Raw genomic sequence first — 25,033 nt, forward strand, 5'->3', positions numbered from 1 at the left:
GTCAATGGCCGGCCATCGCGGGCAGTTCGCCCGGAACCATGTCCGGCGTCGTCGCTTCGCCGGGTCCGAGCTCGTGCTCGGGCCCGAGCTCACCTTCCCACTTCGCGACCACGGCAGTCGCGAGCGAATTGCCGATGACATTGGTGGCGCTGCGTCCCATGTCCAGGAACGTGTCAATGCCCATGATCATCAGCAGGCCTGCCTCGGGGATGCCGAACTGCGACAGCGTCGAGGCGATCACCACGAGGGATGCGCGCGGCACGCCGGCAACGCCCTTGGAGGTGATCATCAACGTCGCGAGCATCGCAAGCTGCGTCGCGAGCGACATCTCGATGTGGTAGGTCTGCGCGATGAAGATGCTCGCGAAGGTGCAGTACATCATCGTGCCGTCGAGATTGAAGGAATAGCCGAGCGGCAGCACGAAGCTCGAGATCCGCGACGAGGCGCCGAACTTGGTCAGCCCCTCCAGCGTCTTCGGATAGGCCGCTTCCGAGCTCGCGGTCGAGAACGCAATCATCAACGGCTCGCGGATAAGTCTCAAGAGATGGCTGTAGCGCGGCCCGATCACGATGAAGCCGACGACCATCAGGATGCCCCACAGGATCGCTAGCGCGAGATAGAAGCCGCCCATGAAGACGACGAGCTTCCACAGCACGCCAAGACCGCTCTTGGCGACGGTGGCCGTGATGGCCGCCCACACCGCCAGCGGCGCGAACAACATCACATAGCTCGTCACCTTGAGCATGATGTGAGCGACGTCGTCGATCATCGCCAGGATCGGCTTCGACCGCTCGGGCATCGAGCCCATCGCCACCGAGAAGAACACGGCGAAGATCACGATCTGGAGGATCTCGTTCTGTGCCATCGCATCCGCGATCGAGGTCGGGATCAGATGGGTCAGGAATTTTTCGATCGAGAAGGCCGAGACCGGTAAGCCGGTCGATTGCCCCGCCTGCGGCAGCGTGCCGGGGAAGTTCGCGCCGGGCTGGAGCAGATTGACCATCACGAGGCCGAGCAGCAGCGACACGAAGGACGCGCTGACGAACCAGCCCATGGTCTTGGCGAAGATGCGCCCGAGCCGCGAGCCGCTGCCCATATGCGCGATGCCACCGACCAGGGTTGCGAACACCAGCGGCGCGATGATCATCTTGATCAGGCGCAAGAACATCATGGCGATCAGGTTGATGGAGGAAGCCCATTCGGCTCTGGTGTCGGGCAGGAAGTTGAAGATCGCCGCACCCATGACGATGCCCAGCACCATCGCTGCCAGAATGTATTGCGTAAACCTGTTCGACATCGCTTACCCCCACGTACACCGGCGCTTCATGATGTCGCAGATATGACGACGACGCAACACGCTTGGCGTGCGCGCGCGATGGCTGGATGTTCCCGTTGCGAAACGGGTCGGCGCGATCTAGCCTTCATGCAGCGCACAACGAATGCGGCTTGCACGTTTTCTTTGCGGCGGCTGCATCAATAATCGTCAAGCAAACGTGGAGGAAACGCCATGAGCAGCAGCATCAATCGCCAGATTCTTCTGGTCGAAAAGCCCAGCGGCAAGCTCGGTGCCGAGCACTTCAAGATGGTCGAGGGTGCGATGCCGGAGCCGAAGGACGGCGAGGCCTTGCTGCAGGTGCGTTACATCTCGCTCGACGCGGCCAACCGCGCCTGGATGCACGGCGCGACCTATCGCTCCGCGGTCGAGGCCAACAGCGTGATGGCCGGCGGCGGTATCGCCGAGGTCGTCAGCTCTAAGGCGCCGGGGCTGGCTGCCGGCGACATCGTGTTCGGCGACACCGGCTGGCAGGAGTTTGCCGCGGTGCCGGCAAAGCATCTCACCAAGATGCCGAAGCTGGAGCCGATGACGCATCTACTCAGCGTGTTCGGCATCGCCGGCCTCACCGCCTATTTCGGTCTGCTGGAGGTCGGCAAGCCGAAAGAGGGCGAGACCGTCGTGGTGTCCGCGGCGGCCGGCTCGGTCGGCTCGATCGTCGGGCAGATCGCCAAGATCAAGGGATGTCGCGTGATCGGCATCGCCGGTGGCGCCGACAAGTGCAACTGGCTGACCTCCGAGCTCGGCTTCGATGCTGCCGTCGACTACAAGGACGGCGCAGTGTTCAAGGCCCTGCGCGCGGCCGCGCCAAAAGGCATCGACGTCTATTTCGACAATGTCGGCGGCGACATTCTGGAAGCCTGCCTGCCGCAGATGAACAATTACGGCCGCATCGCCTGCTGCGGTGCGATCTCGCAATATGACGGCGCGCCCTCTGCCCACGGCCCGCGCGGCGTGCCCGGCCTGATCGTGGTGAAGCGGCTCATCATGCAGGGCTTCATCGTGATGGACTACATGAAGGAGAGCCAGCGTGCGCTCGCCGACCTCCAGGGCTGGGTCGCATCCGGCAAGCTGAAGGTGCAGGAGGACATCATCGACGGATTGGAGAACACGCCGAAGGCGTTGATCGGATTGCTCGCGGGAGAGAACCGCGGCAAGCGCATGGTCAAGCTCTGACGACGTATTGCTTGAGCATGATCTCCGCGCAAACGCGTTCCGCGCTTGTCGCGAGGGAAAATCGCGGCACACTTTCCGGATCGTGCTCTAGTTACGTCGCAATTGCGCCCGTATAATCTACTTGCGGTAGAGGCCGAGGCAGCCAATGATGCTGCACGCGGCATCACCCGCAATGATTGCTTGCATTACATTTGAAAATTGTCGGCGTGACCGACAGGGCAGGGAATTTACCCAAATGTTCAACACGTTGAAACATGCATCAACGCGTCGCGCGCTGCTGGCGGCAACGCTCTTCGCAACTGCAACAGGCGCATTCGCGCAAGCGCCGACCGAGGCTCAGAAGAGCGCCATCCGCTCCGCATGCCGCTCGGACTTCATGGCGCACTGCGCGAGCGTCACGCCCGGCGGCGTGGAGGCGTATCAATGTCTCCAGAAGAACATGTCCAGCCTGTCATCGGGATGCCAGACCGCGGTTCGCGCGGTCGAGCCCGCGGCCGCGCCGAAGACTGAAGCTGCACCCGCCAAGGAAGCTGCACCCGCCAAGTCTGAACCGGCAAAGACCGAAGCCGCCCCCGCTGCCGCAGCCGCTCCGAAAGCGGCGGCGTCAAAGCAGCCGGGCAGCGCGCAGATTGCAGCGGTCAAGAGCGCGTGCCGCGCCGATTATCCCAAGGTGTGCGCGAGCGTGCCGCCGGGTGGCGCCCCCGCCCTCGAATGCCTCGAGAAGAACAAGGCCAAGGTTTCGCCGGCCTGCGAGAAGGCGGTGAGCGCCGCGACCGGTGGCGGCGGCGCCGCTGCAACGGCAGCGCCTGCGGGCGCAGCTCCAGCGGCGGCAACGGCGGCGCCGGCCGTAATCGCTCTGCGCCCGCTGCGGCCGCGCGAAGAGCTGTTCATCGTGCGCTCGGCCTGCGGTGCCGACATCCGCACGCTCTGTGCCGGCGTCGCGCCGGGCGGGGGCCGCATCGTGCAATGCATCTCCAGCAATGCCGCGTCACTGTCGCCCGCCTGCAAGGAAGTGCTGGCGCCATTCGCTGCGCGATAAGCGGCGCTGGATTGCGCGCCAAGGGCGCGACCATGATCGGCCGCGCGCGAATGAATTTTCGCGCGCCGGCCGCGACAAACCCTTTGCAAGTCACCGATTTCAATCACGACAAGACCGGGAGGACAACATGCGTTCATTTCTGCTTATTGCTGCCGCGCTCCTGGCCTTCGGCGCGAGCATGATCTTTGAGTCTACCGATGCCAACGCGGTGGTGTGCGCCCGCGGCGTCTACCGCGCCGGCTGCGCCGGGCCGAATGCGGCCGTCGTGGTGCGCAAGCCGGTTCCCGCGGTCCGCTGTACCAGAGTGCTGGTGAACGGCGTCTACGTGAAACGCTGCGTCTGACCCCCCGATGGCCAAGCCCGCACGGTTTGGCTATGGTTCGCAACGTCACTGCTTCGGACACGCGGCAGGCGCGTGTCCGGGAGAAGGCTTCGACGCGCCTCGCCTTCGATAATTCCACTGGCGTGGACGGCCGGAGCACATTAGTCTACCCCTAGATAGTAAGTATACTGTCAATTTGGGAGGCAGACGTTGCGGATCGCCGTGATTGGCGGGGGGCCCGGTGGGCTCTATTTCGCCTATCTCTGGAAGAAGCGTCACCCCGAGGATCAAGTCGACCTGTTCGAACAGAACCCGGCCGACGCGACCTGGGGCTTTGGCGTCGTGTTCTCCGATCAGGCCCTGGAGTTCCTGCGCGCCGACGACCCCGAAACGGTCGATGCGATCGCGCCGCACATGGAGAGCTGGGAGAACATCACGCTCAACCTTCACGGCGACAGCGTCGCCATCGACGGCGTCGGCTTCTCCTCGATCGGCAGGCTGGAGCTCCTGCAGTTCCTCCAGCATCGCGCGCTCGACGCCGGCGTCACGCCGCGCTTCGACACGCAGATCCACTCCATCGACCAGCTCAACGGCCACGATCTGATCGTCGCCGCTGACGGGCTGAATTCGCTGGTGCGGCGCGCCTATGAGGGGGATTTCGGCACGTCGCTGTCCTACTCCTCCAACAAGTTCGTCTGGTACGGGACCTCGAAGCGCTTCGACACGCTGTCGCAGACCTTCGTGAAGACGGATCGCGGCGCCTTCAATGCCCATCACTACCGCTACTCCCCGACCATGAGCACCTTCCTGGTCGAATGCGACCACGCGACATGGCAGGCCTATGGCTTCGCCTACAAGGATGCCGAGCAGTCCAAGGGCGTTTGCGAGGAGGTCTTTGCCGACACGCTGGGCGGCCACTGCCTGGTCTCCAACAAGTCGGTCTGGCGCAACTTTCCCTGGGTCTGGAACGAGCACTGGTCGTTCAAGAACATGGTGCTGCTCGGCGACGCCCTGCACTCGGCGCATTTCTCCATCGGCTCGGGGACGCGGCTCGCGATCGAGGACGCCATTGCGCTGGTCAAGGCGCTGGAATCGGATGCGCATCTGTCGACCGCGCTGCACCGTTATCAGGCCGCGCGCAAACCGGTGGTGCAGAAACTCGTCAATGCCGCGCGCACCTCGGCCTTCTGGTACGAGAACTTCGCCCAGCACATGCAGCTCGACCTGATGGACTTCGCCTACAGCTACATCACCCGCTCCGGCCGCATCGACGACCCCCGGCTGCGCGCGATGTCGCCCGCCTTCATGACGCGCTACGAGGCCGAGAAGAACGGCGGAGATGCCGCATGAGCCGCGAGATCCGCGACCAGGTGCCCGCCGACAGCCCGGGTGTCCGCGAAATCGGCTTTGCCATTCCGCAAATCTACAATGCCAGCCGCGTGCTGTTCGACCAGCTCGCCAAGGGCCGCGGCGACGAGCCCGCGCTGATCGGGCCAGCGGGGACGCGCAGCTATGCCGAGCTCTGCGCGGAAGCTTGCCGCTGGGGCAACGGCTTCGCCTCGCTCGGCCTGAAGCGCGGCGACCGCGTGCTGCTGTTCCTCGACGATACCCCGGCCTATCCGGCCGCATTCTTCGGCGCGGTGCGCGCCGGCTTCGTGCCGCTCCTGATCAATACGCTGACGCCGCCGGACCTGCTGCAATTCTATCTCGCCGATTCCGGCGCGGCGGTTGCTGTGGCGGACGCCGAATTCGCGACGCGCTTCGATGCGGAGGCCTGCGCGGCAACCTGCCTGCGCACGCTGATCGTCGTCAACGGCGAAGCGCACGGCCACGCCGCGCTTGCGGCGATCGCGGCGCCGGGCTGGCTCGCGCAGTTCCCGGCCGAGCTCGCCGAAGCGGACACCCATCGCGACGAGATGGCGTTCTGGATGTACTCCTCCGGCTCGACCGGCCGGCCCAAGGGCATCGTGCATCTCCAGCACGACATGGCCTACAGCGATGCCGCCTTTGCGCAGAACGTGTTGAAGCTGACCCCCGGCGACATCTGCTTCTCGGTGCCGAAGATTTTCTTCGCCTACGGTTTCGGCAACTCCGTCACCTTCCCGTTCTCCGCAGGTGCCGCGACGCTGCTGCTGCCGGGGCAGCCGAAGCCTGCAACGATCTTTGCCGCGATCGAGCGATACAAGCCGACGGTCTTCTTCGGCCTGCCGACGCTGTACACCTCACTGACAAAGGCCGAGGGAGCAGACAAGACCAACTTCTCGTCGCTGCGCATGTCGCTTTCCGCGGCCGAGGTCTTGTCTGCGGATGTCTTCAACGGCTGGAAGACGCTCACCGGCCTCGAGATCGTCGAAGGCCTCGGCTCGACCGAGGTGCTGCACATCTATCTTTCCAACCGCCCCGCGCAGAAGAAGCTCGGCGCCGCCGGCCTGCGCGTGCCCGGCTACGAGGTCGCTCTGCGCGACAAGGACGGCCGCGACGTCGCCGACGGCGAGGAAGGCATCCTGTGGGTGCGCGGCGATTCCAACACGCCGCTGTACTGGAACCGGCCGGACAAGTCCGCCGAGACCATCCGCGAGGGCGGCTGGATCTACACCGGCGATCGCTTCGTCCGCGACGCCGACGGCTTCCACTTCTTCCGCGGCCGTGCCGACGACCTCATCAAGATCTCAGGCCAGTGGGTCTACCCGCTCGAAGTCGAGCTGTGCCTCGCCGACCACCCCGACATCCGCGAATGCGCCGTGTTCGCCGCCGAACTGCCGGACCGGCGCATGACGCTGAAGGCGGTGGTGGTGATGAACAACCGCGCGACCGATCAGAATGAGGCGACGCGGCGGCTGCAGGATTACGTCAAGGGCAAGCTGCTTCCCTACAAATATCCGCGCGAGGTGATCTTCATCGACGAGCTGCCGAAGACGGGGACGGGGAAGATCGACCGGCAGGCGTTGTTGCGGATGTGACCACCGCTGTCATCGCCCGGCTTGATGTTTAGACCGGACAGATCACTGACAGGTGTTCGGAGACATAGCTGACACATCAAACTGGCTGGATTGGTCGATTTGGGAGGCCGTCCATGCCCTGGAACGAGGTGTCGGTAATGGATCAACGACGCGAGTTTGTGCGGCTGGCTTTGCAGGAAGGCGCGAACCGGCGGGAGTTGTGCCGGCGGTTTGGGATCAGTCCTGAGGTCGGCTACAAGTGGCTGAAGCGTTGGCAGGCAGGGGACCATGATCTTCGGGATCAGTCCCGCCGACCGAAGAGTATGCCCAGGCGGAGCGAGCCTGCGATCGAGGCTCAGGTCTTGGCGATGCGCGACACGCATCCGGCCTGGGGGGCGCGCAAGATTGCTCATTGTCTGAAGCGCGCTGGCCAGGCCGTGCCGGTGCCTTCAACGGTCCATCAGATCCTGTGCCGGAACCAGCGGATCAAGCCGAGCGAGCAGGCTGCAGCTGGCTCTCCAGGGCATCGCTTTGAGAAGGACGCGCCCAATCAGCTCTGGCAGATGGACTTCAAGGGCCATATGCCGCTTGCCGGCGGGACGCGGTGCCATCCGCTCACCATGGTCGACGATCACTCGCGCTATGCCCTGTGTCTGAAGGCCTGCGCCAACGAGCAGCGTCCTGACGTGCAGAAGCACCTGACCGACACCTTCCGACGCTATGGGCTGCCGGAGGCCTTCTACCTCGACAACGGTTCTCCGTGGGGCGACACGTCCGGCGTCCGCTGGACCGCGCTGAAGGTATGGCTGCTCAGGCTCGGCGTCAGGGTCGTCCATGCCAGGCCGCGCCATCCTCAGGGCCGGGGCAAGAACGAACGCTTCCATCGCAGCCTGAAGGCGGAAGTGTTCGCCCTGCGCACGTTCCGCACCCTGGCGGAAGTTCAGCGGGCTCTCGATCGCTGGCGCATGCTCTACAATCTGGAGCGGCCTCATGAGAGCTTGGGCATGGGTGTCCCCGCCGATCGCTATCGGCCGAGCTCTCGCCCCATGCCGGACCGTGTCCCGCAGGTCCAATACGACGCCGGAGAGACCGTTCGCACGGTCTCCTCGACCCGGAGCTACATCGCCTTCAAAGGCCGAATGTGGAAAGTCCCTCAAGCCTTCTGCGGCGAGCAGCTCGCCGTCAGGCCGCTCGACCGCGACGGCCGTTATGGAATCTTCTTTGCCAGCTGGCAGGTCGCATCAATCGACTTGACCCGCGGCCAACCTGTCAGTGATGTGTCCGAACAGGTGTCAGCTATGTCCCCGGTCTAAACACTTGACCGGGCGATCCAGTATTCCAGAGGCGGTTGTGATTGAACCGAGGGGCCGCGGCGTACTGGATTCTCCGCTTTCGCGGGGAATGACACCGTTGGTGCTGCAAGAGCAGCGCCCCCTCACCCACCCTTCCCCAGATGCTCCAGCGCGTCCTCCGCGCGCAGCGGTACGCGCGAGGCCTCGTTGTTGAGGTCGACGAGCTGCACCAAAAGTCCCATCAGCGCCTTGCGGTCGGCGGGTTTCAGCGGCTCCAGCATGCGCGCCTGGGCGCGCTCGACGGCGGGGATGATCTCGCGCAGGATCGTGGCGCCTGATTTCGTCAGATAGAGCAGCTTGATCCGCTTGTCTTCGGGTGCCGGCTTGCGCTCGATAAAATCCTTGGCCTGCAGCCGCTCGATCACGCTGCCGAGCGTGGAGCGGTCGAAGGCGATCACCGCCGACAGCCGCGTCGCGTCGATGCCGGGATGGGTGTGGATCGCGATCAGCGCCGCATATTGCACCGGCGTGAGATCGAACGCCTTGCACTCCTCCATGAAGATCGAGACTGCGATCTGCTGCATGCGCCGGAACAGATAGCCCGGCGCGGCATAGACCGCGTCGATCGTGATCGGAGGGGCGGGCTTACTCGGCATCGGGCTGCTTCTCCGGGGCGGCGTTAGCGAAGGTCGGCAGCGCCTTTGCCGCAGCCTCCGCCTTGAGCAGCCGCGGATAGGCCGAGACATCGACGCCGAAGCGGCGGGCATTGGCGAGCTGCGGCACCAGGCAGAGATCAGCGAGAGTCGGTAAATCGCCGAAGCAGAACGGCCCCGCCTCGTCCTTGATCAGCGTCTCGCAGGCCGACAGCCCCTCGCGGTTGACCCACGCCGCCCAGTCTTGGACCTTCTCCTCGGCGAGCCCAAGCTCGCGCAGCCGCGCCAGCACCTTCAAATTCTGCACCGGGTGGGTGTCGCAGGCGATCGCCAGCGCGAACGCCCTCACCTTCGCGCGCCGCAGCGGATCCTTCGGCAGCAGCGGCGGATTGGGATGCGTCTCGTCGAGCCATTCGATGATGGCGACCGATTGGGTCAGTACCGCTCCCGCATCGTTCTCCAGCGTCGGCACCAGCCCTTGCGGATTGATGGCGAGATAGGCCGGCGCACATTGCTCGCCCTTGCGAAGATGATGCGGCAGGTGCTGGGCGCCGAGGCCCTTGAGGTTCAGCGCGATCCGCACCCGATAGGCGGCGCTGGAGCGGAAATAGCCGTGCAGCTTCATCGGAACCCTCCCTGTACTTTGTTCGTCATTCCGGGGCGACGCGTTAGCGACGAGCCTGGAATCCATATCCACGATCGGGAGTATGGATTCTGGGCTCGCGCCTTTCGGCGCGCCCCGGAATGACAGCGGCTTTGTAGGCCGTTCGTCACGTTGACGCTACCTAGATCGTCAGTATACTGTCAATCAACAAAACGAACGGGAGCCGCACCATGGAAGCCGTGACCAAGACGCCGGAACGCGAGGCCTTCTACCGGAAGATCGACGGCGAAAACCTGACCGCGCTGTGGACAGTGATGAGCGATTTGATCACGCCGGAGCCGAGGAGCGCCTGCCGCCCGCATCTGTGGAAATTCGACGTCATTCGCGACTACATGACGGAAGCCGGCCGACTGATCACGGCCAAGGAAGCCGAGCGGCGCGTGCTGGTGCTGGAGAACCCCGGCCTGCGCGGCCAGTCTAAAATCACGACCTCGCTCTATGCCGGCGTGCAGATGGTGGTGCCCGGCGACGTCGCGCCCGCACACCGGCACAGTCAGTCGGCGCTGCGCTTCGTGCTCGAAGGCAAGGGCGCCCACACCGCGGTCGACGGCGAGCGCACCGCGATGGAGCCCGGCGATTTCATCATCACGCCGTCGATGACCTGGCACGATCATTCCAACGAGACCACTGAGCCGATGTTCTGGCTCGACGGCCTCGACATCCCGCTGGTGCAGTTCTTCGACTGCTCCTTTGCGGAAGGCTCCAAGGAAGACCGGCAGAGGATCACAAGGCCTGCCGGCGACAGCTTTGCGCGCTACGGCCACAATCTGCTGCCGGTCGACGCGAAGCGATCGTCCAAGACCTCGCCGATCTTCAGCTATCCCTATGCCTACACCCGCGAGGCGCTGGAGAAAGCCCGCGCGAGCCAGGAGTGGGACGCCTGCCACGGATTGAAGCTGAAATTCAGCAACCCCGAGACCGGCGATTTCGCAATGCCGACCATCGGGACCTTCATCCAGTTGCTGCCGAAGGGCTTCAAGACCGCACGCTACCGCGCGACCGATGCGACCGTGTTCTGTCCGATCGAGGGCAAGGGACGCAGCCGTATTGGCGATGCCGTTTTCGAATGGGGCCCACGCGATCTGTTCGTGGTGCCGAGCTGGCAGTGGGTGACGCACGAGGCCGAAGACGACGCCGTGCTGTTCAGCTTCTCGGATCGCCCGGTGCAGCAGAAGCTGGATCTGTTTCGCGAGGATCGGGGGAACGCGTGAGCCGCCGGTCTCGTAGGATGGGCAAAGGCGCCCTTGCGCCGTGCCCACCACACTTCAGCGACTGATGAAGAGATGGTGGGACGCTTTCGCTTTGCCCACCCTACGGCTGCGGTGATTGCGGCTACCGCCAGTGCAGCAACCGCGTCTCCAGCCAGCCGATCACCTTCCCGACCACAAGCCCGAACACCGACAGGATCACCACGCCCGCGAGCAACTGGTCCGTCTGCATCAGATTGCCGGCCTGAAGCACAAAGGCGCCGATGCCGTACTGAGCGCCGATCATCTCGGCACTGACGACGAGCAGCAGCGCGACCGACGCGGTGATGCGGAAGCCGGCGAGGATGGCGGGCAGCGCGCCGGGCCAGATGACCTTGCGCACGATGGTGGCGAAGGGGACGTTGAAACTCTGCGCCATGCGGATGAGGTTGCGCGGCACCGCATCGACGCCGCTATAGACCGAGATCGCGGTCGAGAAGAACACGCCGAGTGCAATGGTCGCGATCTTCGGCTCTTCGCCGATGCCGAGCCAGAGAATGAGCAATGGCAGCAGTGCGATCTTCGGGATCGGGAACAGCGCCGAGATGAAGGTGATGCCGACGCTGCGCGCGAGCCGCGACAGGCCGATGGCAAAGCCGACAACGACACCGGCCGCCGTTCCCAGCAGCCAGCCGACGCCGATGCGCAGCAGCGAGGCCGAGAGATGCTGCCAGAGCGCGCCGGACATCGCGAGCTCGTAGATCGCCCGCGTGATCGCAGCCGGCGCCGGTAGGAACAGCGGATTGACGAGCCCGGCGCTGCCGGCCGCCTGCCAGATCGCAATGACGAGGGCGAGCGCGATCCAGCCGCCGAAGCGGCTCGAGGCAGGCACGAAGCCGGCGCCGCGAAAGCGGACGCGCCGCGTCGTGTCGTCCTTCGCAGACATCCCCGCGCGATCAAGCATGCTGGACCTCGCGCTCGGCGTCGATGGCCTCGTTGCGGATCAGCGACCAGATCTGGTTCTGAAGCGCCAGCAGCTTTTCACGCGCAGCGATCTCGCCGCGCTCGGTGCGCGTCATCGGTACGGTCACGACTTCTCGGATACGACCCGGCCGCCGCGACAGCACCACGATGCGGTCGGCGAGCCGCGCGGCTTCCTCGAGATTGTGGGTGACATAGACCGCGCCCATGCCGCCGTCGGCGAGCAGGCGGACGAAGTCTTCCATCAGCAATTCGCGGGTCTGCGAATCCAGCGCCGAGAGCGGCTCGTCCATCAACAGGATGGCGGGCTTGACCGCGAGCGCGCGCGAAATGCCGACGCGCTGGCGCATGCCGCCGGAGAGCTGCTTCGGATAGGTCGTGCGGAAGTCGGTCAGCCCGGTGCGGCGCAGGGCATCGTCGACCAGCACGCGGCGCTGCATGGCCGAGAGCTGCGTATGCAGCAGCGGGAATTCGACATTCTCCTCCACCGTCGCCCAGGGCAGCAGCGCGAAATCCTGAAACACGAAGGTCAGCGGATTGAGGCTGTCCGCCGGCGGAGTCCCGCGCAGCTCCGGCGCGCCCGAGGTCGGCTGCAGCAGCCCGCCGAGGATCGACAGCAGCGTGCTCTTGCCGCAGCCGGACGGACCGACGATCGCCACCACCTCGCCGGCGCCGACGGTGAAGGAAACGTCGTCGAGCACGGCGAGGTCGCCGAAACGATGGCTGATGTGGTTCGCGATCAGGTCCATTCTATCTCGTCTATCCTGTTCTCCGTCGTTCCGGGATGATCCGAAGGATCAGACCCGGAACCTCGAGATTCCGGGTTCGATGCTTCGCATCGCCCCGGAATGACGAAGGGCTAGTCCGCCTTCACAAAATCCTTGGCGATGATCGCGTTCGCATCGAAGCCCTTGTCGGCAAAACCCTGCTCCTGCAGCCATTTGATCTGGTTGTCGACGTTCTTGACGTCCAGCTTGCCGTCGGGATCGATGTAGGCGCAATTGCCGACCACCTGCTCGACCGGCAAATTGGTGTATTTTGCGATGATCTCCAGCAGCGGTTTTGTCTTGTCGTTGATCGGCGCGACGCCGTCCTTCATCGCGGCGAGGATGACGTCGTGATATTCGCGATCGGCTTTCGCGAGTACGCCGAGAAATTTCGTCACCAGCACCTTATTGGTCAGCGTCTTCGGCGAAGCGAACACCGCGCCGAGCTGCCACGGCGTCTCGTCGCCGACCCATCCCAAAAACTTCGCGCCGCCTTCGTCCATCAGCTTTCGCGCGGTAGAAATGGGCAGCAGCGCCGCATCCACGGTTTCGCCCTTCAAGGCGGCCGCCGCGTTCGACAGCGATTGCAGCGGCACGATCTTCACGTCGGCGAGCTTGAAACCATATTTGTCGGCGAGCAGCCCCAGCGAATAGTGAAAGGACGAGCCGACCTGCGTCACGGCCACGCGCTTGCCCGCGAGGTCCTTCGGCGTCTTCAGTCCGGCGGCATAAGCGTTGTTGCTGGCGAAATAGCCGATCAGGGGATAACCGGCCTTTTCGCGGCTCATCCCGCCGATCACTTTCAGCGTGCCTTTGCCGGCGAGATTGTAGAGACCGGCGGTGAAGGCGGTGACGCCAAAATCGACGTCGCCCGATGTAGTCGCCACCGCGATCGGCTGCGCCGCATCGAAGAACTTCAGCTCGACGTCGAGGCCGGCCTCGCGGAAATAGCCCTTGTCCTGCGCAATGAAGACGGGCGCGGACGACGACAGGCGGAGCACGCCGATCCTGGCCTTCAGCGCGTCTTCGGCCCGGGCCGTGCCCATCGCTGTGATCGTCATCAGGCCAGCCAGTGCGAGCCGCGCAATCCCGATCATCCCGTTTCCTCCGTCGTCGTTCTCTCGGTCGTAATGTTACAACCGTCACAAACCTTCAGGCACGGGCTGGTCCCGCCCAATGAAGGCGCCCTGTTGTTTCAACGTTTCCTGCAATTTTTCAATGGGGATGTCGCGCGGGACACGGTTTCCTGAGAGCGCGAGCGCCGCGGCGGAACCGGCGGCTTCCCCCATCACGAAACAGGCACCGGAAACCCGCGCCGCCGACTGGCCCTCATGGGTCATCGAGGCGCAGCGGCCGGCGACGAGGAGATTGTCGACGCCCTCGGGCACCAGCATGCGATATGGCAGCTCGTTATAGCCGCGCGATTCCGGGATTGGCGGGAACGTGAAGACGACGTCGCCGGGAACATGAGCCTCGATCGGCCAGCCATTGACGCCAATGGAATCCGCGAACGAGGCACAGCCGAGCACGTCCTCGCCGCTAAGCTGATAGCCGCCCCTGATGCGGCGGGTCTCGCGGATGCCGAGCTGCGGCGGCAGATCGACGATGTAGGATTTTTCAAAACCCGGCACGGTGCTGCGCAGGAACTCGAATGCGGCCAGCGCCTGCTTACGACCCTCGATCTCGCCGCGGGTGAGGTCGTCAGGCTCGATGCCGTTGATGGCATGGCCGTCCTCGCGCGCCACTTGGGTGAAATTCACCCGCCATTCGATGCCTGATTTCTGCGGCCGCACGATTGCGCTCTTGCGCGGGAATGTGTGGGTGCCGGCGGCGACCGCCTTCTCCATCAATTGCGGGATGGTCCGCCAGGCATCGCCAGCCTTCTCGGGATCGATGCCGTTGAGGCGGAGCATCATCGAGGGGTACATCGGATGGCCGTGCTCGTCGCCGACCTCGAACGGCGCTCCGGCCCAGACCGCGAGGTCGCCGTCGCCGGAGCAATCGATGAAGATCTCGGCGCGGACCGCCTGCCGTCCGGCCTTGGTCTCGACCATCAGCGCATCGATGCGGCTGTTATCGCCCATCACGACACCGGCACCGAGCGCATGGAAGAGGATGTGCACCTTGTGGCTTGCGAGCAGCTCGTCGGCCGCGATCTTGTACGCCGCGGTGTCATAGGCCTGGGCGAAGACCTTGCCGAGGATCAGATGTGGCGCGTTCAGGCCGTTCAAATGATCGATCCGCGCCAGCAGATCGGACGCCATGCCCTGCACCAGCCGGTGGGCCTGGCCGTAGACATTGCCATGCAGGCCGCAGAAATTGGTGACGCCGGCAGCCGTGCCCATGCCGCCGAGGAAGCCGTAGCGCTCGATCAGCAGCGTCTTTCGTCCCGCGCGCGCCGCTGACGCCGCCGCCACGATGCCGGCGGGGCCGCCGCCGAGAACGACGACTTCATATTCGCCGTAGAGCGGCACCTGGCGTGCCGGTTCTTCGATCATCATGGCCCGCATACGCGTCCGCTCCCAAAATCTCTTGCTTGAAGCCGACTATGAATTAACGCAGGGCGAGCTACAATCCACCAAAATACGCGATCAGCTTTCTCGAATCGAGAAAGGTCGACATGGACATCCTGGTAAACCTTCAGGCCTTCCTCGCCACGGCGGATACGGCCGGATTCTCTGCCGCCGCGCGCAAGCTCAATGTCTCGACCTCGGTCGTCGCCAAGCGCGTCACGCAACTGGAGACGCGGATCGGCGCGCCGCTGTTCCATCGCTCGACCCGGCAATTGCGCCTGACGGAAGCCGGCCAGCGCTATGTGCATCGCGCCCGCAGTGTCGTCACCGATGCCACCGACCTGCTCTCGCGCATGGGCGAGAAGGGCCACGATCTGGTCGATCACCTCCGCATCAAGGCGCCGACCTCGCTCACCGTGGCGCGCCTTGCCGACGCCTTCAGCGCCTTCCAGACGCAGAACCCGCGATTGAAACTCGAGATCGTGCTGATCGACCGCCCGGTCGATCCCGTCACCGAAGGCTTTGACATCGCCATCGGCGCCTTCCCTCATTCCTTCGGCGGCGTGGTCGACGAGCCGCTGTGTCCGCTGAAGCGGCTGCTCTGCGCCTCACCGGCCTATTTGAAGAAGCACGGCGCGCCAAAGCACCCGCGCGACCTCGTCGACCATCGCTGCCTCAGCTTCCTGCCGACGGGGCCGGAGTGGATCTTCGACGGCCCGCGCGGGCGCATCAGCATCCAGGTCAGCCCGCTACTCTCCTCCAACGAGGGCCATGTGCTGGCGCGCAGCGCGATCGCCGGCAACGGCATCGCGCTGATCTCTCACTATCTCGTCGCGGATGCCTTGCGCGACGGCACGCTCAAGCCTGTGCTGCGCGACTTTCCGATTCCGGAATTGTGGGTGAAGGCCGCGATCCCCGAGCGGCGGCGCAACGCCGCCGCAGTGCAGGCTCTCTTGCGCGAATTGAAGAGCGCGCTGCTACCGGTGCTGTAAGGCCGCCTCGTTCGCCTCCGTGGCGTCGCCGGCTTCTCCGGGTTCAGGCCGCCGAGCGGATGGTGTGGAGGAAATCGTCGACGTTCGACCTCATCGAATCCGCCTGCTGCTTCAGGGCGGCTGCGACCGTAAGGGCGGCTTCGGCGCCGGCGTCGGTCTCGCCCGCCACGGCGCGCACCTGACCGATTTCCTGCGTCACCGCCGTGGTGCCGTTGGCCGCCTCCTCGACGTTGCGCGCGATTTCGCCAGTGGCCGCGCCCTGCTCTTCGACCGCCGCAGCAATCGCCGTGGCGATGTCGGCCATTTCCTTGACGGTGGAGCCGAACTGCTTGATCGCCTGAACCGATTGGCCGGTCGCACTCTGGATCGTCGCGATCTGGCCGGCGATCTGCTCGGTCGCCTGCGCCGTCTGGGTGGCGAGACTCTTGACCTCGCTGGCGACGATCGCGAAGCCCCGGCCGGCGTCGCCGGCGCGCGCCGCTTCGATCGTCGCGTTCAGCGCCAGCAAATTGGTCTGGCTGGCGATGGCCTGAATCAGCTGAATGATGGTGCCGATCTTCTCGGCCGCATCCGACAGCCCGTGCATCAATTCGGAGGTGCGGTTGGTCTCGTCGGTCGCCCTGTTCGAGACCGCGACGGAGCGGTGCACCTGGCTCGAGATTTCACGGATCGAGGCCGCGAGTTGCTGGGTGGCGGAGGCGACGGTCTGCACATTCATCGATGCCTGCTCGGCGCGGGTGGCGACCGCTTCGGCGAGCCCGCGTCCGCGTTCGGCGACCTTTGCCAACTCCTCGGCGCTGCGCCCCATGTCGTTGGCACGGCCGCCGACACCGGCAATGACCCCCTGCATGCCCTGCTCGAACCGGCCGGCAAGATCCGACATCATGCGGGCGCGGTCGGCCTCGCTGGCTTCGCGCTGCGCGGTCGCCTCGCTTTCCATGCGGCGAACCGCCAGCGCGTTTTCGCGGAACACCTCGACGGCGCGCGCCATGCGGCCGATCTCGTCGCGCGATTCGCCGCCCGGAATCGGCTCATCGAGCTCGCCCGCCGCCAGCGATTGCATCCGGTCCGTCATGCCGCGAATAGGACCCGACACGCTGGCGCCGATCAGCCACGCCAGCACCGCTCCCAGCAGCAGCGCGCCGGCCGCGGTTGCGATGACGGTCTGCTTGGTCTGATCGACCGCCGCCGCGGTCTTGTCGCCCTGCTCGGCGCGCACGGTGCCGAGCTTCGCGTTGATCTTGTTGACGTGGTCGTCGATTGCCGCACTGGCCTTCTTCAATTCGGCCTGCCTGGCGCGCAGATCGGCGGCCACCTTGATGACCTCGTCCAGCGCGGCCGCGTCGGCCGTGATCGCAGTCTTGAGCGCTGCGACCAGCGCCTTCAGCTTGGCGTCGTTCGCCTCCGCCAGCTCAGCCTCGGTGTCCGTGATCGCCAGCTGGGCGTAGGACAACGCCTGCTTGGCGTCGTCGGCATCGCCCGTCGACAGAGTGGAGCCATAGCGCATCACGGTGATCCGCAATGCGTCAACGACGCCGGCCAGCCGCATCGGGTTGACCAGCCGTTCCGCGTCCTCGGACCGGTTGGCGAGCGCAACCTGAATGCCGCTGACATTGAGGCCGGCGGCGGCCCCTTGGGCGTCGGCTTTCGTGGTCGCGGCGCGCAGCCGATCCGCCGCCTCCGCAGCCGCGGTGAACGACGAGCGATAGGTTTCCAGCGCGGTCTTGACCGGGCCGATGCCTTCCGCGATCGCTTGCAGCTTGCCGAACTGCCGGTCGACCTGATCGGCCAGTTTGCCGACGCCGTCGATCGCCTTGGCCGCGGCATCTTTGTCGCCGACATTCCAGGTTCGGATAAATTTCTCGACCGCCGAGTTCGCCTCCAGAAGCGCGGCCCGCGCCTGTGACATGCCGGCGTCGCCGGCAGCGCTGGTCACGAGCTCATTGACCGTTCCGCCGATCCGCTCGACCTGGACGATGGCGAAGCCCGCGAGCAGGACCAGAAAGCTGAGAACCAGCGCGAAGCCGCCAAACACGCGCGGACGAACGCCGACCCGGGACATCATGTGCGATAATTTCATGGCAGATCCGAAATTCTTCAACGAGTGGAGCGGATGGCGGCGAGCAGATCCTTGCCAAACCGCTTCTCGAATTCCTGATCGAGCGGCTTGACCGCGTCGACGAAGGGCTGGCGATCGAAGGTCTCGATGACGTCCATGCCGCCGCTACGCACCTGCTCGAGCGATGCGGCATCGAGCTTCGCCTGCCAAGTCACCTCCGCGCCCTCCTTCGCCAGCGCGATCAGCATGGCCTGGTCGGCCGGCGGAAGCTGTTCGAACATGGCACGGTTGGCGACGAACGCGATCGGCGCGAAGAAGTGACCGGTCAGCGTGAGGTATTTCTGGACTTCGTAGAGCCGGGAGCCGGCGATGGTCGGCACCGGATTTTCCTGCCCATCGAGCCGGCCGTCCTTCAGCGCGGTGTAGACCAGCGGAAATTCCATCGGGACCACTTCGGCGCCGAGCGCCTTGAACGTCATCTGGTAGATCTCGTTCGGAATCACGCGAATCTTGAGACCCCTGATATCCTCGGGCGTGCGAACCGGCCGTTTGGAATTCGTGACGTTGCGAAATCCCTGTCGGCCGATCGCCAGCAGCGTCAGCCCCTTGTCGGCGAATTTAGTGGCGATTGCCGCGCCGGCCGGACCTTGCGCCACGGCCTTCGCGTGGGCTGTGTCGCGGAACAAGAAGGGAATGTCGAACACGCCAAGTTCGGGGACGACCGAACTGACCACAGACCCCGACAGCACCGCCATATCGACCGAGCCGGCCCGGGTCGCCGCCAGGATGGCGTTCTCGCTGCCGAGCGCGTTGGTGGCGCGCTCGTCGATCACGATGCGCTTGCCGACCGATGCCACCAGCTTCTGGCGAAACTCATCGGCTCCGAGCTGCTGCGGGCTCCCCAGCTGGGAATTGAACGCCAGAGAGATCAATCGCGGTGAAGCGGCAGCTGGTTGCAGAACCAGCAGCCCCGCCGCCGCGGCGACGATCGACCCGGCTTTCCAAAGTCCCAAAACTTGTCTGTGCATTCGACACCATGGCGTGACAATTGTCGTAACCCTAATGGCCGGGAATGATTGAACCCTTAAGGAAGGCCCCGCGGAATTACGGAGATTCGCCTCGATCGGCCGCAATGCCGGTTCATCCAGGCCAAGGCGGAGCGCGAAGCGTGTTACCAACGCCAGGAAGCCGCGCTGGCCGCCAAGCGCAAGCCGGAGCCGAGCGCGGAAAGCAAGACGCTCGAAACGATGCGCCAGATGCGGCAGGACGACGATGCCGTCTATCGCAGCATCAACAATATCTGCCGCGGCTGCTGAACGACAGAGGCTCAGCCTTGACCGCCACTCCAGCGCCCCGCGCGCTTCTCGGCAAACGATGCCAGCCCTTCCGCCGCCTCCGCGCTCTGGCGTTTGACTGAATGCAGGTGCACGAGCCGCTTGTACGCGGCATCGTCCACCGCCATCCCGCCAAACGAGCTCTCCAGCGCGAGCCGCTTGGTCTCGGCCATCGCCTCCGGTCCGTTGGCAAGGAGCTGCTCGACCACCTTGGCGCCGGCGGCTTCGAGGTCGGCGAGCGGGACGACCTCGTGGACGAGGCCGATGCGGCGGGCATCTTCGGCGCCGAAACGTTCGCCGGTCAGCGCGTAGCGGCGGACTTGCCGTACACTAATGGCATCGCAAAGCTGCGGGATGATGATCGCGGCGGTCAGGCCCCAACGCACCTCCGTGATCGAGAACAGCGCATTGTCCGCCGCGATCACGACGTCGCAGGCGGCAATCACGCCGGTGCCGCCGCCAAAACAGCCGCCCTGCACCAGCGCGACGGTCGGGATTGGCAAGGTATTGAGCCGCTGCACGGCCTCGAAGGTCGCACGCGACGCCGCCTCGTTCGCCTCAGCCGATTGCGGCCGCACGCCGTTGATCCATTTGAGGTCGGCGCCGGCCTGGAAATGCTTGCCGTTGCCCCGGAGCACGACGACGCGAAGACTGGACTTCCTGCCGAGATCGTCCATGGCCGCGAGCACGCCTGCGATCAATGCGCCGTCATAGGCATTGTTCACTTCGGGCCGGTTCAACGTGACGGTCGCAACCCCACGCTCATCGAGGGTCCACAGGACGGGGTTGGCAGTCATCGGCGATCCTCCGGTCATCTTGTTTGCCGCCCACTATGGCTGAGGCAACTCATCCCGATCCATATCTTTCCGGCGTAGGGCGGCCGCGTCCATCGCATGGCGGCTTGTGTCATGCTGCCGCCGGGCGACATCCAAGGGATCAGGGACGGGACATCACACATGCGCATCTGCATTTTCGGCGCGGGCGCCGTCGGCAGTCATATCGCGGTCAGGCTGGCCCGCGCCGGCCATGAGGTCTCTTGCGTGATGCGCGGCGCCCATCTGGAGGCAGTCCGCGCCAATGGCCTGAAGCTGCGCGTCGGCGATTCCGAGGTCACCGCCAAGGTGAACGCCTCCGGCGATCCGGCCCAGCTCGGCCCGCAGGACGTCGTGATCAGCACGCTCAAAGCGACCGCACTGACGGGGCTGGTCGCCAGCATAAAACCGCTGCTCCAGGACGACACCGCGATCGTCTTTGCGCAGAACGGTATTCCCTGGTGGTACGGCATCGGCCTGCCGCCGCGGCATCCGACGCCGCCCGATATTTCCTTCCTCGACCCCGGCGGGCGCTTGCGCGCATGCATTCCGAAAGAGCGGATCGTCGGCGGCGTCGTCTTCTCCTCCAACGAGGTGACCGCGCCCGGTGTGGTGCAGAACCTGACGCCGGACCGCAACCGCCTGCTGATCGGCGAATGCGACGACCGCAATTGCGAGCGCATCACCAGGCTTCGCGGGGTTCTCAACGATGCACGGCTGGAATCGCCGCCGGTGGCGGAGATCCGCGAGGCGATCTGGTCAAAGCTCCTGACCAACATGTCACTGTCGGTGCTGTGCCTGCTCACCGGCCAGACCGCGCGCGGCGTGCGTGACGACCCGGCCTTTGCCGACGTCATTCCGCGCATGCTGAACGAGGCGAACGACATCGCGCAGCACTTCATCCCCGAGGTCAAGCGCGTGACGCGCAGCGGCCCCGCCCCCAACCACAAGCCGTCGCTGCTCCAGGATTACGAGCTCGGCCGCGCCATGGAGATCGACGTGCTGGTGAAGGCGCCCGCCGCCTTCGCCCGCACCGCCGGCCTGTCGACGCCGACGCTCGACCTGATCGCCGCGCTGGCGATCCAGAAGGCGCGCGACAAGGGGCTTTATTCCGCTTGAGCCTTAGGCGAGCTCATCGATCCAGGCCGCGAGCGTATCGAGCACCTCAGTAAGCGCCTCTTCATTGGTTCGGCCGGACTTCTTCAGCACCGCGAAGGAGTGATCGCCGCCGGCGACCTCGTGCAGTGTCGCCCTCGGGCCGAGTGCATCGATCACGGGCTTGAGGAGGCCGAGATCGGCAAGCCCGTCGCGCGTGCCTTGCAGGAACAGCATCGGGATCTCGACATGAGCCAGATGCTCGGCGCGCTCCGTCGACGGCTTCTTGTCGGCGTGCAGGGGAAAGCCGAGGAAGGCGAGCCCTTGGACGTCAGGCAGCGGCGCCTTGGACTGCGCCTGCGAGGTCATGCGCCCGCCAAACGACTTTCCGCCGGCAACGAGCTTCAAGCCGGGGCAGAGCCGGCTTGCGTCCTCGACTGCCGCGCGGATGGTGGCGTGGGCGACCGCCGGCTGGTCAGGACGGCCCTGCTTGTTTTCCATGTAGGGAAAATTGAAGCGGAACGTCGCGATGCCACGATCCGCGAGCCCGTCCGCAATCTTGTCCATCGAGGCATGCCGCATCCCCGCGCCGGCGCCGTGCGCGAGGACGTAGCAGGCGCGCGCCTTGGCCGGCTGCACCAGGATCGCCGAGACCGCGCCGATGCGCTCGATGTCGAGCTTGAGCTCTTGAGTTTTGGTCGCCACAATCAGCCATCCCGACAGACGCGTTTCCGGCTGCCTTGGTAGCCTCACCGGCGTAGCCTGAAAACACAATAATCGCCGCCGCCGACCGGCCTACCAAGGTCGGAAAGCTGCATTGACCGAGGTGACCATGTCCTACCGCTCCTCCTGGATGACCGAAGAGCTCGAAATCTTCCGCGACCAGTTCCGGAAATATTTGGCCAAGGACCTGGCGCCGCATGCCGAGAAATGGCGCGAGCAGAAGATGGTCGACCGCTTCGCCTGGCGCGGGCTCGGCGAGATGGGCGCGCTGCTGGCGAGCGTGCCGGAGGAATATGGCGGGTTGGGTGCGACCTTCGCCTATGACGCCGCCGTGCTGGACGACCTCGAAAGCACGGTGCCGGAGCTGACCACCGGCGTCTCCGTGCACAGCGCCATCGTCGCGCACTACATCCTCAATTACGGCTCGGAGGAGCAGAGGAAGCGCTGGCTGCCGAAGATGGCTTCCGGCGAGATGGTCGGCGCCATCGCCATGACCGAGCCCGGCACCGGCTCGGACCTGCAGGCCGTCAAGACCACCGCGAAGAAGCAGGGCAATTCCTACGTCATCAACGGCCAGAAGACTTTTATTACCAACGGCCAGGCCGCCGATCTCGTCGTCGTCGTGGCACGCACGGGCGAAGCCGGCGCCAAGGGCATTTCGCTGATCGTCGTCGAGACCGCGGGCGCGGATGGCTACAAGCGCGGGCGCAACCTCGACAAGATCGGCCTGCACGCCTCCGACACGTCAGAACTGTTCTTCGACAATGTCACGGTGCCGCCGGAAAACCTGCTCGGCAAGGAGGAAGGCCTGGGTTTTGTCCAGCTGATGCAGCAATTGCCGCAGGAGCGCCTTGCCCTTGCGGTTGGCGCGGTCGCCTCGATGGAGCGCGCGGTCAGGCTCACCACCGAATACACCAAGGAACGGAAGGCGTTCGGCAAGCCGCTGATGGACTTCCAGAACACCGCCTTCACGCTCGCCGAGCGCAAGACCGAAGCGATGATCGCGCGCGTCTTCGTCGACTGGTGCATCGAGCGCCTCGTCGCCAAGGACCTCGACACCGTCACGGCGTCGATGGCGAAGTACTGGTGCTCGGACAAGCAGGTCCAGACCGCCGACGAATGCCTCCAGCTGTTCGGCGGCTACGGCTACATGCAGGAATATCCGATCTCGCGCATCTTCATCGATTCCCGCATCCAGAAGATCTATGGCGGCACCAACGAGATCATGAAGCTGCTGATCGCCAGATCCTTATGATCAGGTTGCTGTAGCTCTGTTCAACGCGCACGCCAATCGCGTGGGCGGCAGCCGAAGCGCTGTTTGAAGCGCCGCGCGAAGTGGGAGAGATCCGAGAAGCCCCAGTCGAACGCGATGGCGCCGATCGCGCGGCCGCCCGATGCCGGATCCTTCAGGTCGGCCGCCGCGCCCACGAGGCGGCGATCCATCAAATAGTCCGAAAATGTCGTGCCGGAGCGTTCGAACAGCTTGTGGACATAACGCTCGCTGATGCCGACAACGCCGGCGACCGCCGCGACCGTCAGTCCCGGCTCGCGCAGCCGCTCGTGAATGGCGCGGCGCAGCGCCAGCACGGTCGCGTCCGCAAAGCCGGCCGCCTCCGCCGTCTGCGCCCGCGAGCGGCGCGACAGGCTGAGCGCAACGAGATCGAGCAGAACGTCGAACAGCCGAATGCTGTCCTCTTCCGCCATCCGCAATACGCCGGCGTTGAGGGAGCGTGCGGTCTCGACGATGAGGTGACCGACATGGGGATCGTCGGAGACGCGCTCGGCCCTGAAATCGAACGACGGCGGCAGCCGGTCGCGTAAGGCGCGCGATGGCACCCAGAACGAAGCGACCTCCAGTGTCGGACCGCGATCGTGCAGCAGCGTCACCTCGCGGTCGCTGTCGACGATGCCGACCTGGCCGCGCGACAGGCTGACCTCGCTGTCGCCCTGGAGCATGCGGCAGCGGCCGGCCAGCTTGAAGTTGAGATAGAAGCAGCTCTCGGTCGACGCCGCGATATCGGCGCGCGAGCGATGCACGGTATGCTCGGGAAACACCACCCGGTTGATTGCGCCGGCGCCCAACCCGATCGTCTCCACCTTGGCCGGGAAGCGCGACGTCGTCGCCGATTCCGGCGTCAGGTTCATGAATGCCTGGCAGATCGCCTCGCGGTAATAGGAAAACTGCTCGTCCGGCGGGGTCACTGCGGTGTTCCAGATGACGTGCCGCGGCCGGCTTGTGACCTGCTCCATCAGTTCGCTCCGAGACCAATCCGGTTCAGCGCCAGCCAAGCGGAAAATGGCCGGCCGGTTCACACTTCGCACAACAAGAATTGTCCGCCGCGCCTCGCGAGCGCCGCAAAGGACCCACGTCATGCCGATCTAACCACACCCTCGGGAGCAGCTACAACATGTCGACCTACGTTCTCGTCCATGGCGCCTGGCACACCGGTGCCGAGTTCGAACCCGTCGCGGCCCCGATCCGCGCCGCCGGCCACAAGGTCTATACGCCGACAATCAAGGGCAATCGCCCCGGCGATCCCAAGACGACCGGGCTGAAGGACGCGATCCAGTCGATCGCCGACTATCTCGCCGAGAACGATCTGAAGGATGTCGTCCTGCTCGGCCATTCCTATGGCGGCATGATCATCACCGGGGTCGCCGACCTCGCGCCCGAACGCATTCGCCGCCTGGTCTATTGGAATGCCTTCGTGCCGAACAACGGCGAATGCCTCAACGACATGGTGCCGCCGCACTTTATCGGGCTGTTCGAAGCCATCGCGGCCGAACGCGGCGACAGCTCCGTGGTGTTGCCCTTCCCCATCTGGCGCGAAGTCTTCATCAACGATGCCGATCTCGAAACCGCGCAGCGCGCCTATGACGTGCTCAATCCGCATCCGCTGGCGACTTTCACCGACAAGATCGCGCTCAAGACCAATCCGGCGGAGATGCCGCTGGCAAAGTCCTACATCAACTGCACCGAGGACATCGCGATGCCGCACAGCCATCCCTGGCATCCGCGGCTCTCGGAGAAGCTCGGCCTGTTCCGCCTGGTGCAGGTGCCGGGAAGCCACGAGCTGTGCTTCTCCGACCCGGCGCGTCTCGCCAAGGCGATCATGGAGGCAGGACGCGACTGACTTGACGCGTCCCGCGAT

At 65.1% G+C, this 25,033-nt stretch carries 23 protein-coding genes; 11 read left to right on the plus strand and 12 right to left on the minus strand.

Translation table 11 applies throughout. The features are described from left to right. Nucleotide 1: 1 nt before the first annotated feature. The gene (locus BJ6T_RS00495) at nt 2-1,297 is read right to left on the minus strand and encodes a dicarboxylate/amino acid:cation symporter (protein ID WP_014490316.1); all 1,296 of its coding nucleotides are present in this window, start codon (nt 1,295-1,297) and stop codon (nt 2-4) included. Between the two features lie 210 nt (nt 1,298-1,507). Here BJ6T_RS00495 and BJ6T_RS00500 point away from each other — a divergent pair, with 210 nt between their 5' ends. From BJ6T_RS00500 to BJ6T_RS00525, 6 genes are all read left to right on the plus strand, one after another. Next, complete coding sequence (locus BJ6T_RS00500; protein WP_014490317.1) at nt 1,508-2,509, plus strand: NADP-dependent oxidoreductase; 1,002 nt, start codon at nt 1,508-1,510, stop codon at nt 2,507-2,509. Between the two features lie 235 nt (nt 2,510-2,744). Continuing rightward, on the plus strand, nt 2,745-3,548 hold the full coding sequence (locus BJ6T_RS00505; RefSeq protein WP_014490318.1) for a cysteine rich repeat-containing protein: 804 nt from the start codon (nt 2,745-2,747) through the stop codon (nt 3,546-3,548). Nucleotides 3,549-3,675: 127 nt separating this feature from the next. Continuing rightward, nucleotides 3,676-3,891, plus strand: coding sequence for a hypothetical protein (locus BJ6T_RS00510; RefSeq protein ID WP_014490319.1), 216 nt, complete (start codon nt 3,676-3,678; stop codon nt 3,889-3,891). Between the two features lie 189 nt (nt 3,892-4,080). Continuing rightward, nucleotides 4,081-5,220, plus strand: a complete 1,140-nt coding sequence (locus BJ6T_RS00515) for an FAD-dependent monooxygenase (RefSeq protein WP_014490320.1) — start codon at nt 4,081-4,083, stop codon at nt 5,218-5,220. Next, nucleotides 5,217-6,830: a benzoate-CoA ligase family protein gene (locus tag BJ6T_RS00520; RefSeq protein WP_014490321.1), complete on the plus strand. Its 1,614-nt coding sequence runs from the start codon at nt 5,217-5,219 to the stop codon at nt 6,828-6,830. Before BJ6T_RS00515 ends, BJ6T_RS00520 begins: the two co-directional genes overlap by 4 nt. 113 nt (nt 6,831-6,943) lie before the next feature. After that, nucleotides 6,944-8,122, plus strand: a complete 1,179-nt coding sequence (locus BJ6T_RS00525) for an IS481 family transposase (RefSeq protein WP_014490322.1) — start codon at nt 6,944-6,946, stop codon at nt 8,120-8,122. A gap of 122 nt (nt 8,123-8,244) precedes the next feature. Here the strand turns inward: BJ6T_RS00525 and BJ6T_RS00530 are convergent, their stop codons facing one another. Together BJ6T_RS00530 and maiA are read right to left on the minus strand one after the other, a co-directional pair. Next, complete coding sequence (locus tag BJ6T_RS00530) at nt 8,245-8,757, minus strand: MarR family winged helix-turn-helix transcriptional regulator (RefSeq protein WP_014490323.1); 513 nt, start codon at nt 8,755-8,757, stop codon at nt 8,245-8,247. Beyond that, nucleotides 8,747-9,379: a maleylacetoacetate isomerase gene (maiA, locus tag BJ6T_RS00535; RefSeq protein ID WP_014490324.1), complete on the minus strand. Its 633-nt coding sequence runs from the start codon at nt 9,377-9,379 to the stop codon at nt 8,747-8,749. The genes BJ6T_RS00530 and maiA overlap by 11 nt, the downstream gene beginning before the upstream one ends. Before the next feature lie 209 nt (nt 9,380-9,588). Here maiA and gtdA point away from each other — a divergent pair, with 209 nt between their 5' ends. Further along, on the plus strand, nt 9,589-10,629 hold the full coding sequence (gene gtdA, locus BJ6T_RS00540; protein ID WP_014490325.1) for a gentisate 1,2-dioxygenase: 1,041 nt from the start codon (nt 9,589-9,591) through the stop codon (nt 10,627-10,629). A gap of 121 nt (nt 10,630-10,750) precedes the next feature. On the opposite strand, the gene BJ6T_RS00545 is transcribed toward gtdA, so the two are convergent. The 4 genes from BJ6T_RS00545 to BJ6T_RS00560 all read right to left on the minus strand — a co-directional run bounded on the left by BJ6T_RS00545 (nt 10,751) and on the right by BJ6T_RS00560 (nt 14,863). Further along, nucleotides 10,751-11,569, minus strand: coding sequence for an ABC transporter permease (locus tag BJ6T_RS00545; RefSeq protein ID WP_014490326.1), 819 nt, complete (start codon nt 11,567-11,569; stop codon nt 10,751-10,753). Beyond that, nucleotides 11,562-12,335 carry an ABC transporter ATP-binding protein gene (locus BJ6T_RS00550; RefSeq protein WP_014490327.1) on the minus strand — a complete coding sequence of 258 codons (774 nt, stop codon included), beginning with the start codon at nt 12,333-12,335 and terminating at the stop codon, nt 11,562-11,564. The genes BJ6T_RS00545 and BJ6T_RS00550 overlap by 8 nt, the downstream gene beginning before the upstream one ends. Before the next feature lie 110 nt (nt 12,336-12,445). Further along, nucleotides 12,446-13,450 carry an ABC transporter substrate-binding protein gene (locus BJ6T_RS00555; RefSeq protein ID WP_014490328.1) on the minus strand — a complete coding sequence of 335 codons (1,005 nt, stop codon included), beginning with the start codon at nt 13,448-13,450 and terminating at the stop codon, nt 12,446-12,448. A gap of 45 nt (nt 13,451-13,495) precedes the next feature. Beyond that, nucleotides 13,496-14,863 carry an FAD-dependent oxidoreductase gene (locus tag BJ6T_RS00560; RefSeq protein ID WP_014490329.1) on the minus strand — a complete coding sequence of 456 codons (1,368 nt, stop codon included), beginning with the start codon at nt 14,861-14,863 and terminating at the stop codon, nt 13,496-13,498. Nucleotides 14,864-14,973: 110 nt separating this feature from the next. Here BJ6T_RS00560 and BJ6T_RS00565 point away from each other — a divergent pair, with 110 nt between their 5' ends. Continuing rightward, complete coding sequence (locus BJ6T_RS00565) at nt 14,974-15,858, plus strand: LysR family transcriptional regulator (RefSeq protein WP_014490330.1); 885 nt, start codon at nt 14,974-14,976, stop codon at nt 15,856-15,858. A gap of 43 nt (nt 15,859-15,901) precedes the next feature. On the opposite strand, the gene BJ6T_RS00570 is transcribed toward BJ6T_RS00565, so the two are convergent. The 3 genes from BJ6T_RS00570 to BJ6T_RS00580 all read right to left on the minus strand — a co-directional run bounded on the left by BJ6T_RS00570 (nt 15,902) and on the right by BJ6T_RS00580 (nt 20,048). Further along, nucleotides 15,902-17,938, minus strand: a complete 2,037-nt coding sequence (locus BJ6T_RS00570) for a methyl-accepting chemotaxis protein (protein WP_014490331.1) — start codon at nt 17,936-17,938, stop codon at nt 15,902-15,904. Between the two features lie 17 nt (nt 17,939-17,955). Further along, a complete protein-coding gene (locus tag BJ6T_RS00575) occupies nt 17,956-18,945 on the minus strand; it encodes a TRAP transporter substrate-binding protein (protein WP_028170453.1) in 990 nt (329 codons plus the stop codon). A 299-nt stretch (nt 18,946-19,244) separates the two neighbouring features. Further along, entirely contained in the window at nt 19,245-20,048 is an 804-nt protein-coding gene (locus tag BJ6T_RS00580; protein ID WP_014490333.1) for an enoyl-CoA hydratase-related protein, read from the minus strand. A gap of 159 nt (nt 20,049-20,207) precedes the next feature. On the opposite strand from BJ6T_RS00580, the gene BJ6T_RS00585 reads away from it, so the two are divergent. Further along, nucleotides 20,208-21,182: a ketopantoate reductase family protein gene (locus BJ6T_RS00585; protein WP_028159939.1), complete on the plus strand. Its 975-nt coding sequence runs from the start codon at nt 20,208-20,210 to the stop codon at nt 21,180-21,182. A gap of 3 nt (nt 21,183-21,185) precedes the next feature. Here the strand turns inward: BJ6T_RS00585 and BJ6T_RS00590 are convergent, their stop codons facing one another. Continuing rightward, entirely contained in the window at nt 21,186-21,863 is a 678-nt protein-coding gene (locus tag BJ6T_RS00590; RefSeq protein WP_014490335.1) for an alpha/beta hydrolase family protein, read from the minus strand. A 127-nt stretch (nt 21,864-21,990) separates the two neighbouring features. On the opposite strand from BJ6T_RS00590, the gene BJ6T_RS00595 reads away from it, so the two are divergent. Next, complete coding sequence (locus tag BJ6T_RS00595) at nt 21,991-23,136, plus strand: acyl-CoA dehydrogenase family protein (RefSeq protein WP_028170452.1); 1,146 nt, start codon at nt 21,991-21,993, stop codon at nt 23,134-23,136. A gap of 20 nt (nt 23,137-23,156) precedes the next feature. Here BJ6T_RS00595 and BJ6T_RS00600 read toward each other — a convergent pair whose 3' ends face one another. Further along, complete coding sequence (locus BJ6T_RS00600; RefSeq protein WP_014490337.1) at nt 23,157-24,131, minus strand: helix-turn-helix domain-containing protein; 975 nt, start codon at nt 24,129-24,131, stop codon at nt 23,157-23,159. 158 nt (nt 24,132-24,289) lie between these two features. Between BJ6T_RS00600 and BJ6T_RS00605 the strand changes: the two genes are divergently transcribed. Continuing rightward, on the plus strand, nt 24,290-25,015 hold the full coding sequence (locus BJ6T_RS00605; protein WP_014490338.1) for an alpha/beta fold hydrolase: 726 nt from the start codon (nt 24,290-24,292) through the stop codon (nt 25,013-25,015). Nucleotides 25,016-25,033 lie beyond the last annotated feature (18 nt).

The sequence above is a fragment of the Bradyrhizobium japonicum USDA 6 genome, from assembly GCF_000284375.1.
GTDB classification, from domain to species: Bacteria; Pseudomonadota; Alphaproteobacteria; order Rhizobiales; family Xanthobacteraceae; genus Bradyrhizobium; species Bradyrhizobium japonicum.

What these genes read in the sequence shown, in the direction of transcription:
- BJ6T_RS00560 (WP_014490329.1), bottom strand. Translation starts at nt 14,863, where the DNA reads ATGCGGGCCATGATGATCGAAGAACCGGCACGCCAGGTGCCGCTCTAC.
- BJ6T_RS00505 (WP_014490318.1), top strand. Translation starts at nt 2,745, where the DNA reads ATGTTCAACACGTTGAAACATGCATCAACGCGTCGCGCGCTGCTGGCG.
- BJ6T_RS00545 (WP_014490326.1), bottom strand. Translation starts at nt 11,569, where the DNA reads ATGCTTGATCGCGCGGGGATGTCTGCGAAGGACGACACGACGCGGCGC.
- BJ6T_RS00570 (WP_014490331.1), bottom strand. Translation starts at nt 17,938, where the DNA reads ATGAAATTATCGCACATGATGTCCCGGGTCGGCGTTCGTCCGCGCGTG.
- BJ6T_RS00600 (WP_014490337.1), bottom strand. Translation starts at nt 24,131, where the DNA reads ATGGAGCAGGTCACAAGCCGGCCGCGGCACGTCATCTGGAACACCGCA.
- BJ6T_RS00605 (WP_014490338.1), top strand. Translation starts at nt 24,290, where the DNA reads ATGTCGACCTACGTTCTCGTCCATGGCGCCTGGCACACCGGTGCCGAG.
- BJ6T_RS00520 (WP_014490321.1), top strand. Translation starts at nt 5,217, where the DNA reads ATGAGCCGCGAGATCCGCGACCAGGTGCCCGCCGACAGCCCGGGTGTC.
- BJ6T_RS00510 (WP_014490319.1), top strand. Translation starts at nt 3,676, where the DNA reads ATGCGTTCATTTCTGCTTATTGCTGCCGCGCTCCTGGCCTTCGGCGCG.
- BJ6T_RS00530 (WP_014490323.1), bottom strand. Translation starts at nt 8,757, where the DNA reads ATGCCGAGTAAGCCCGCCCCTCCGATCACGATCGACGCGGTCTATGCC.
- BJ6T_RS00565 (WP_014490330.1), top strand. Translation starts at nt 14,974, where the DNA reads ATGGACATCCTGGTAAACCTTCAGGCCTTCCTCGCCACGGCGGATACG.
- BJ6T_RS00555 (WP_014490328.1), bottom strand. Translation starts at nt 13,450, where the DNA reads ATGATCGGGATTGCGCGGCTCGCACTGGCTGGCCTGATGACGATCACA.
- BJ6T_RS00575 (WP_028170453.1), bottom strand. Translation starts at nt 18,945, where the DNA reads ATGCACAGACAAGTTTTGGGACTTTGGAAAGCCGGGTCGATCGTCGCC.
- BJ6T_RS00595 (WP_028170452.1), top strand. Translation starts at nt 21,991, where the DNA reads ATGTCCTACCGCTCCTCCTGGATGACCGAAGAGCTCGAAATCTTCCGC.
- BJ6T_RS00585 (WP_028159939.1), top strand. Translation starts at nt 20,208, where the DNA reads ATGCGCATCTGCATTTTCGGCGCGGGCGCCGTCGGCAGTCATATCGCG.
- gtdA (WP_014490325.1), top strand. Translation starts at nt 9,589, where the DNA reads ATGGAAGCCGTGACCAAGACGCCGGAACGCGAGGCCTTCTACCGGAAG.
- BJ6T_RS00525 (WP_014490322.1), top strand. Translation starts at nt 6,944, where the DNA reads ATGCCCTGGAACGAGGTGTCGGTAATGGATCAACGACGCGAGTTTGTG.
- BJ6T_RS00495 (WP_014490316.1), bottom strand. Translation starts at nt 1,297, where the DNA reads ATGTCGAACAGGTTTACGCAATACATTCTGGCAGCGATGGTGCTGGGC.
- BJ6T_RS00500 (WP_014490317.1), top strand. Translation starts at nt 1,508, where the DNA reads ATGAGCAGCAGCATCAATCGCCAGATTCTTCTGGTCGAAAAGCCCAGC.
- BJ6T_RS00550 (WP_014490327.1), bottom strand. Translation starts at nt 12,335, where the DNA reads ATGGACCTGATCGCGAACCACATCAGCCATCGTTTCGGCGACCTCGCC.
- maiA (WP_014490324.1), bottom strand. Translation starts at nt 9,379, where the DNA reads ATGAAGCTGCACGGCTATTTCCGCTCCAGCGCCGCCTATCGGGTGCGG.
- BJ6T_RS00580 (WP_014490333.1), bottom strand. Translation starts at nt 20,048, where the DNA reads ATGACTGCCAACCCCGTCCTGTGGACCCTCGATGAGCGTGGGGTTGCG.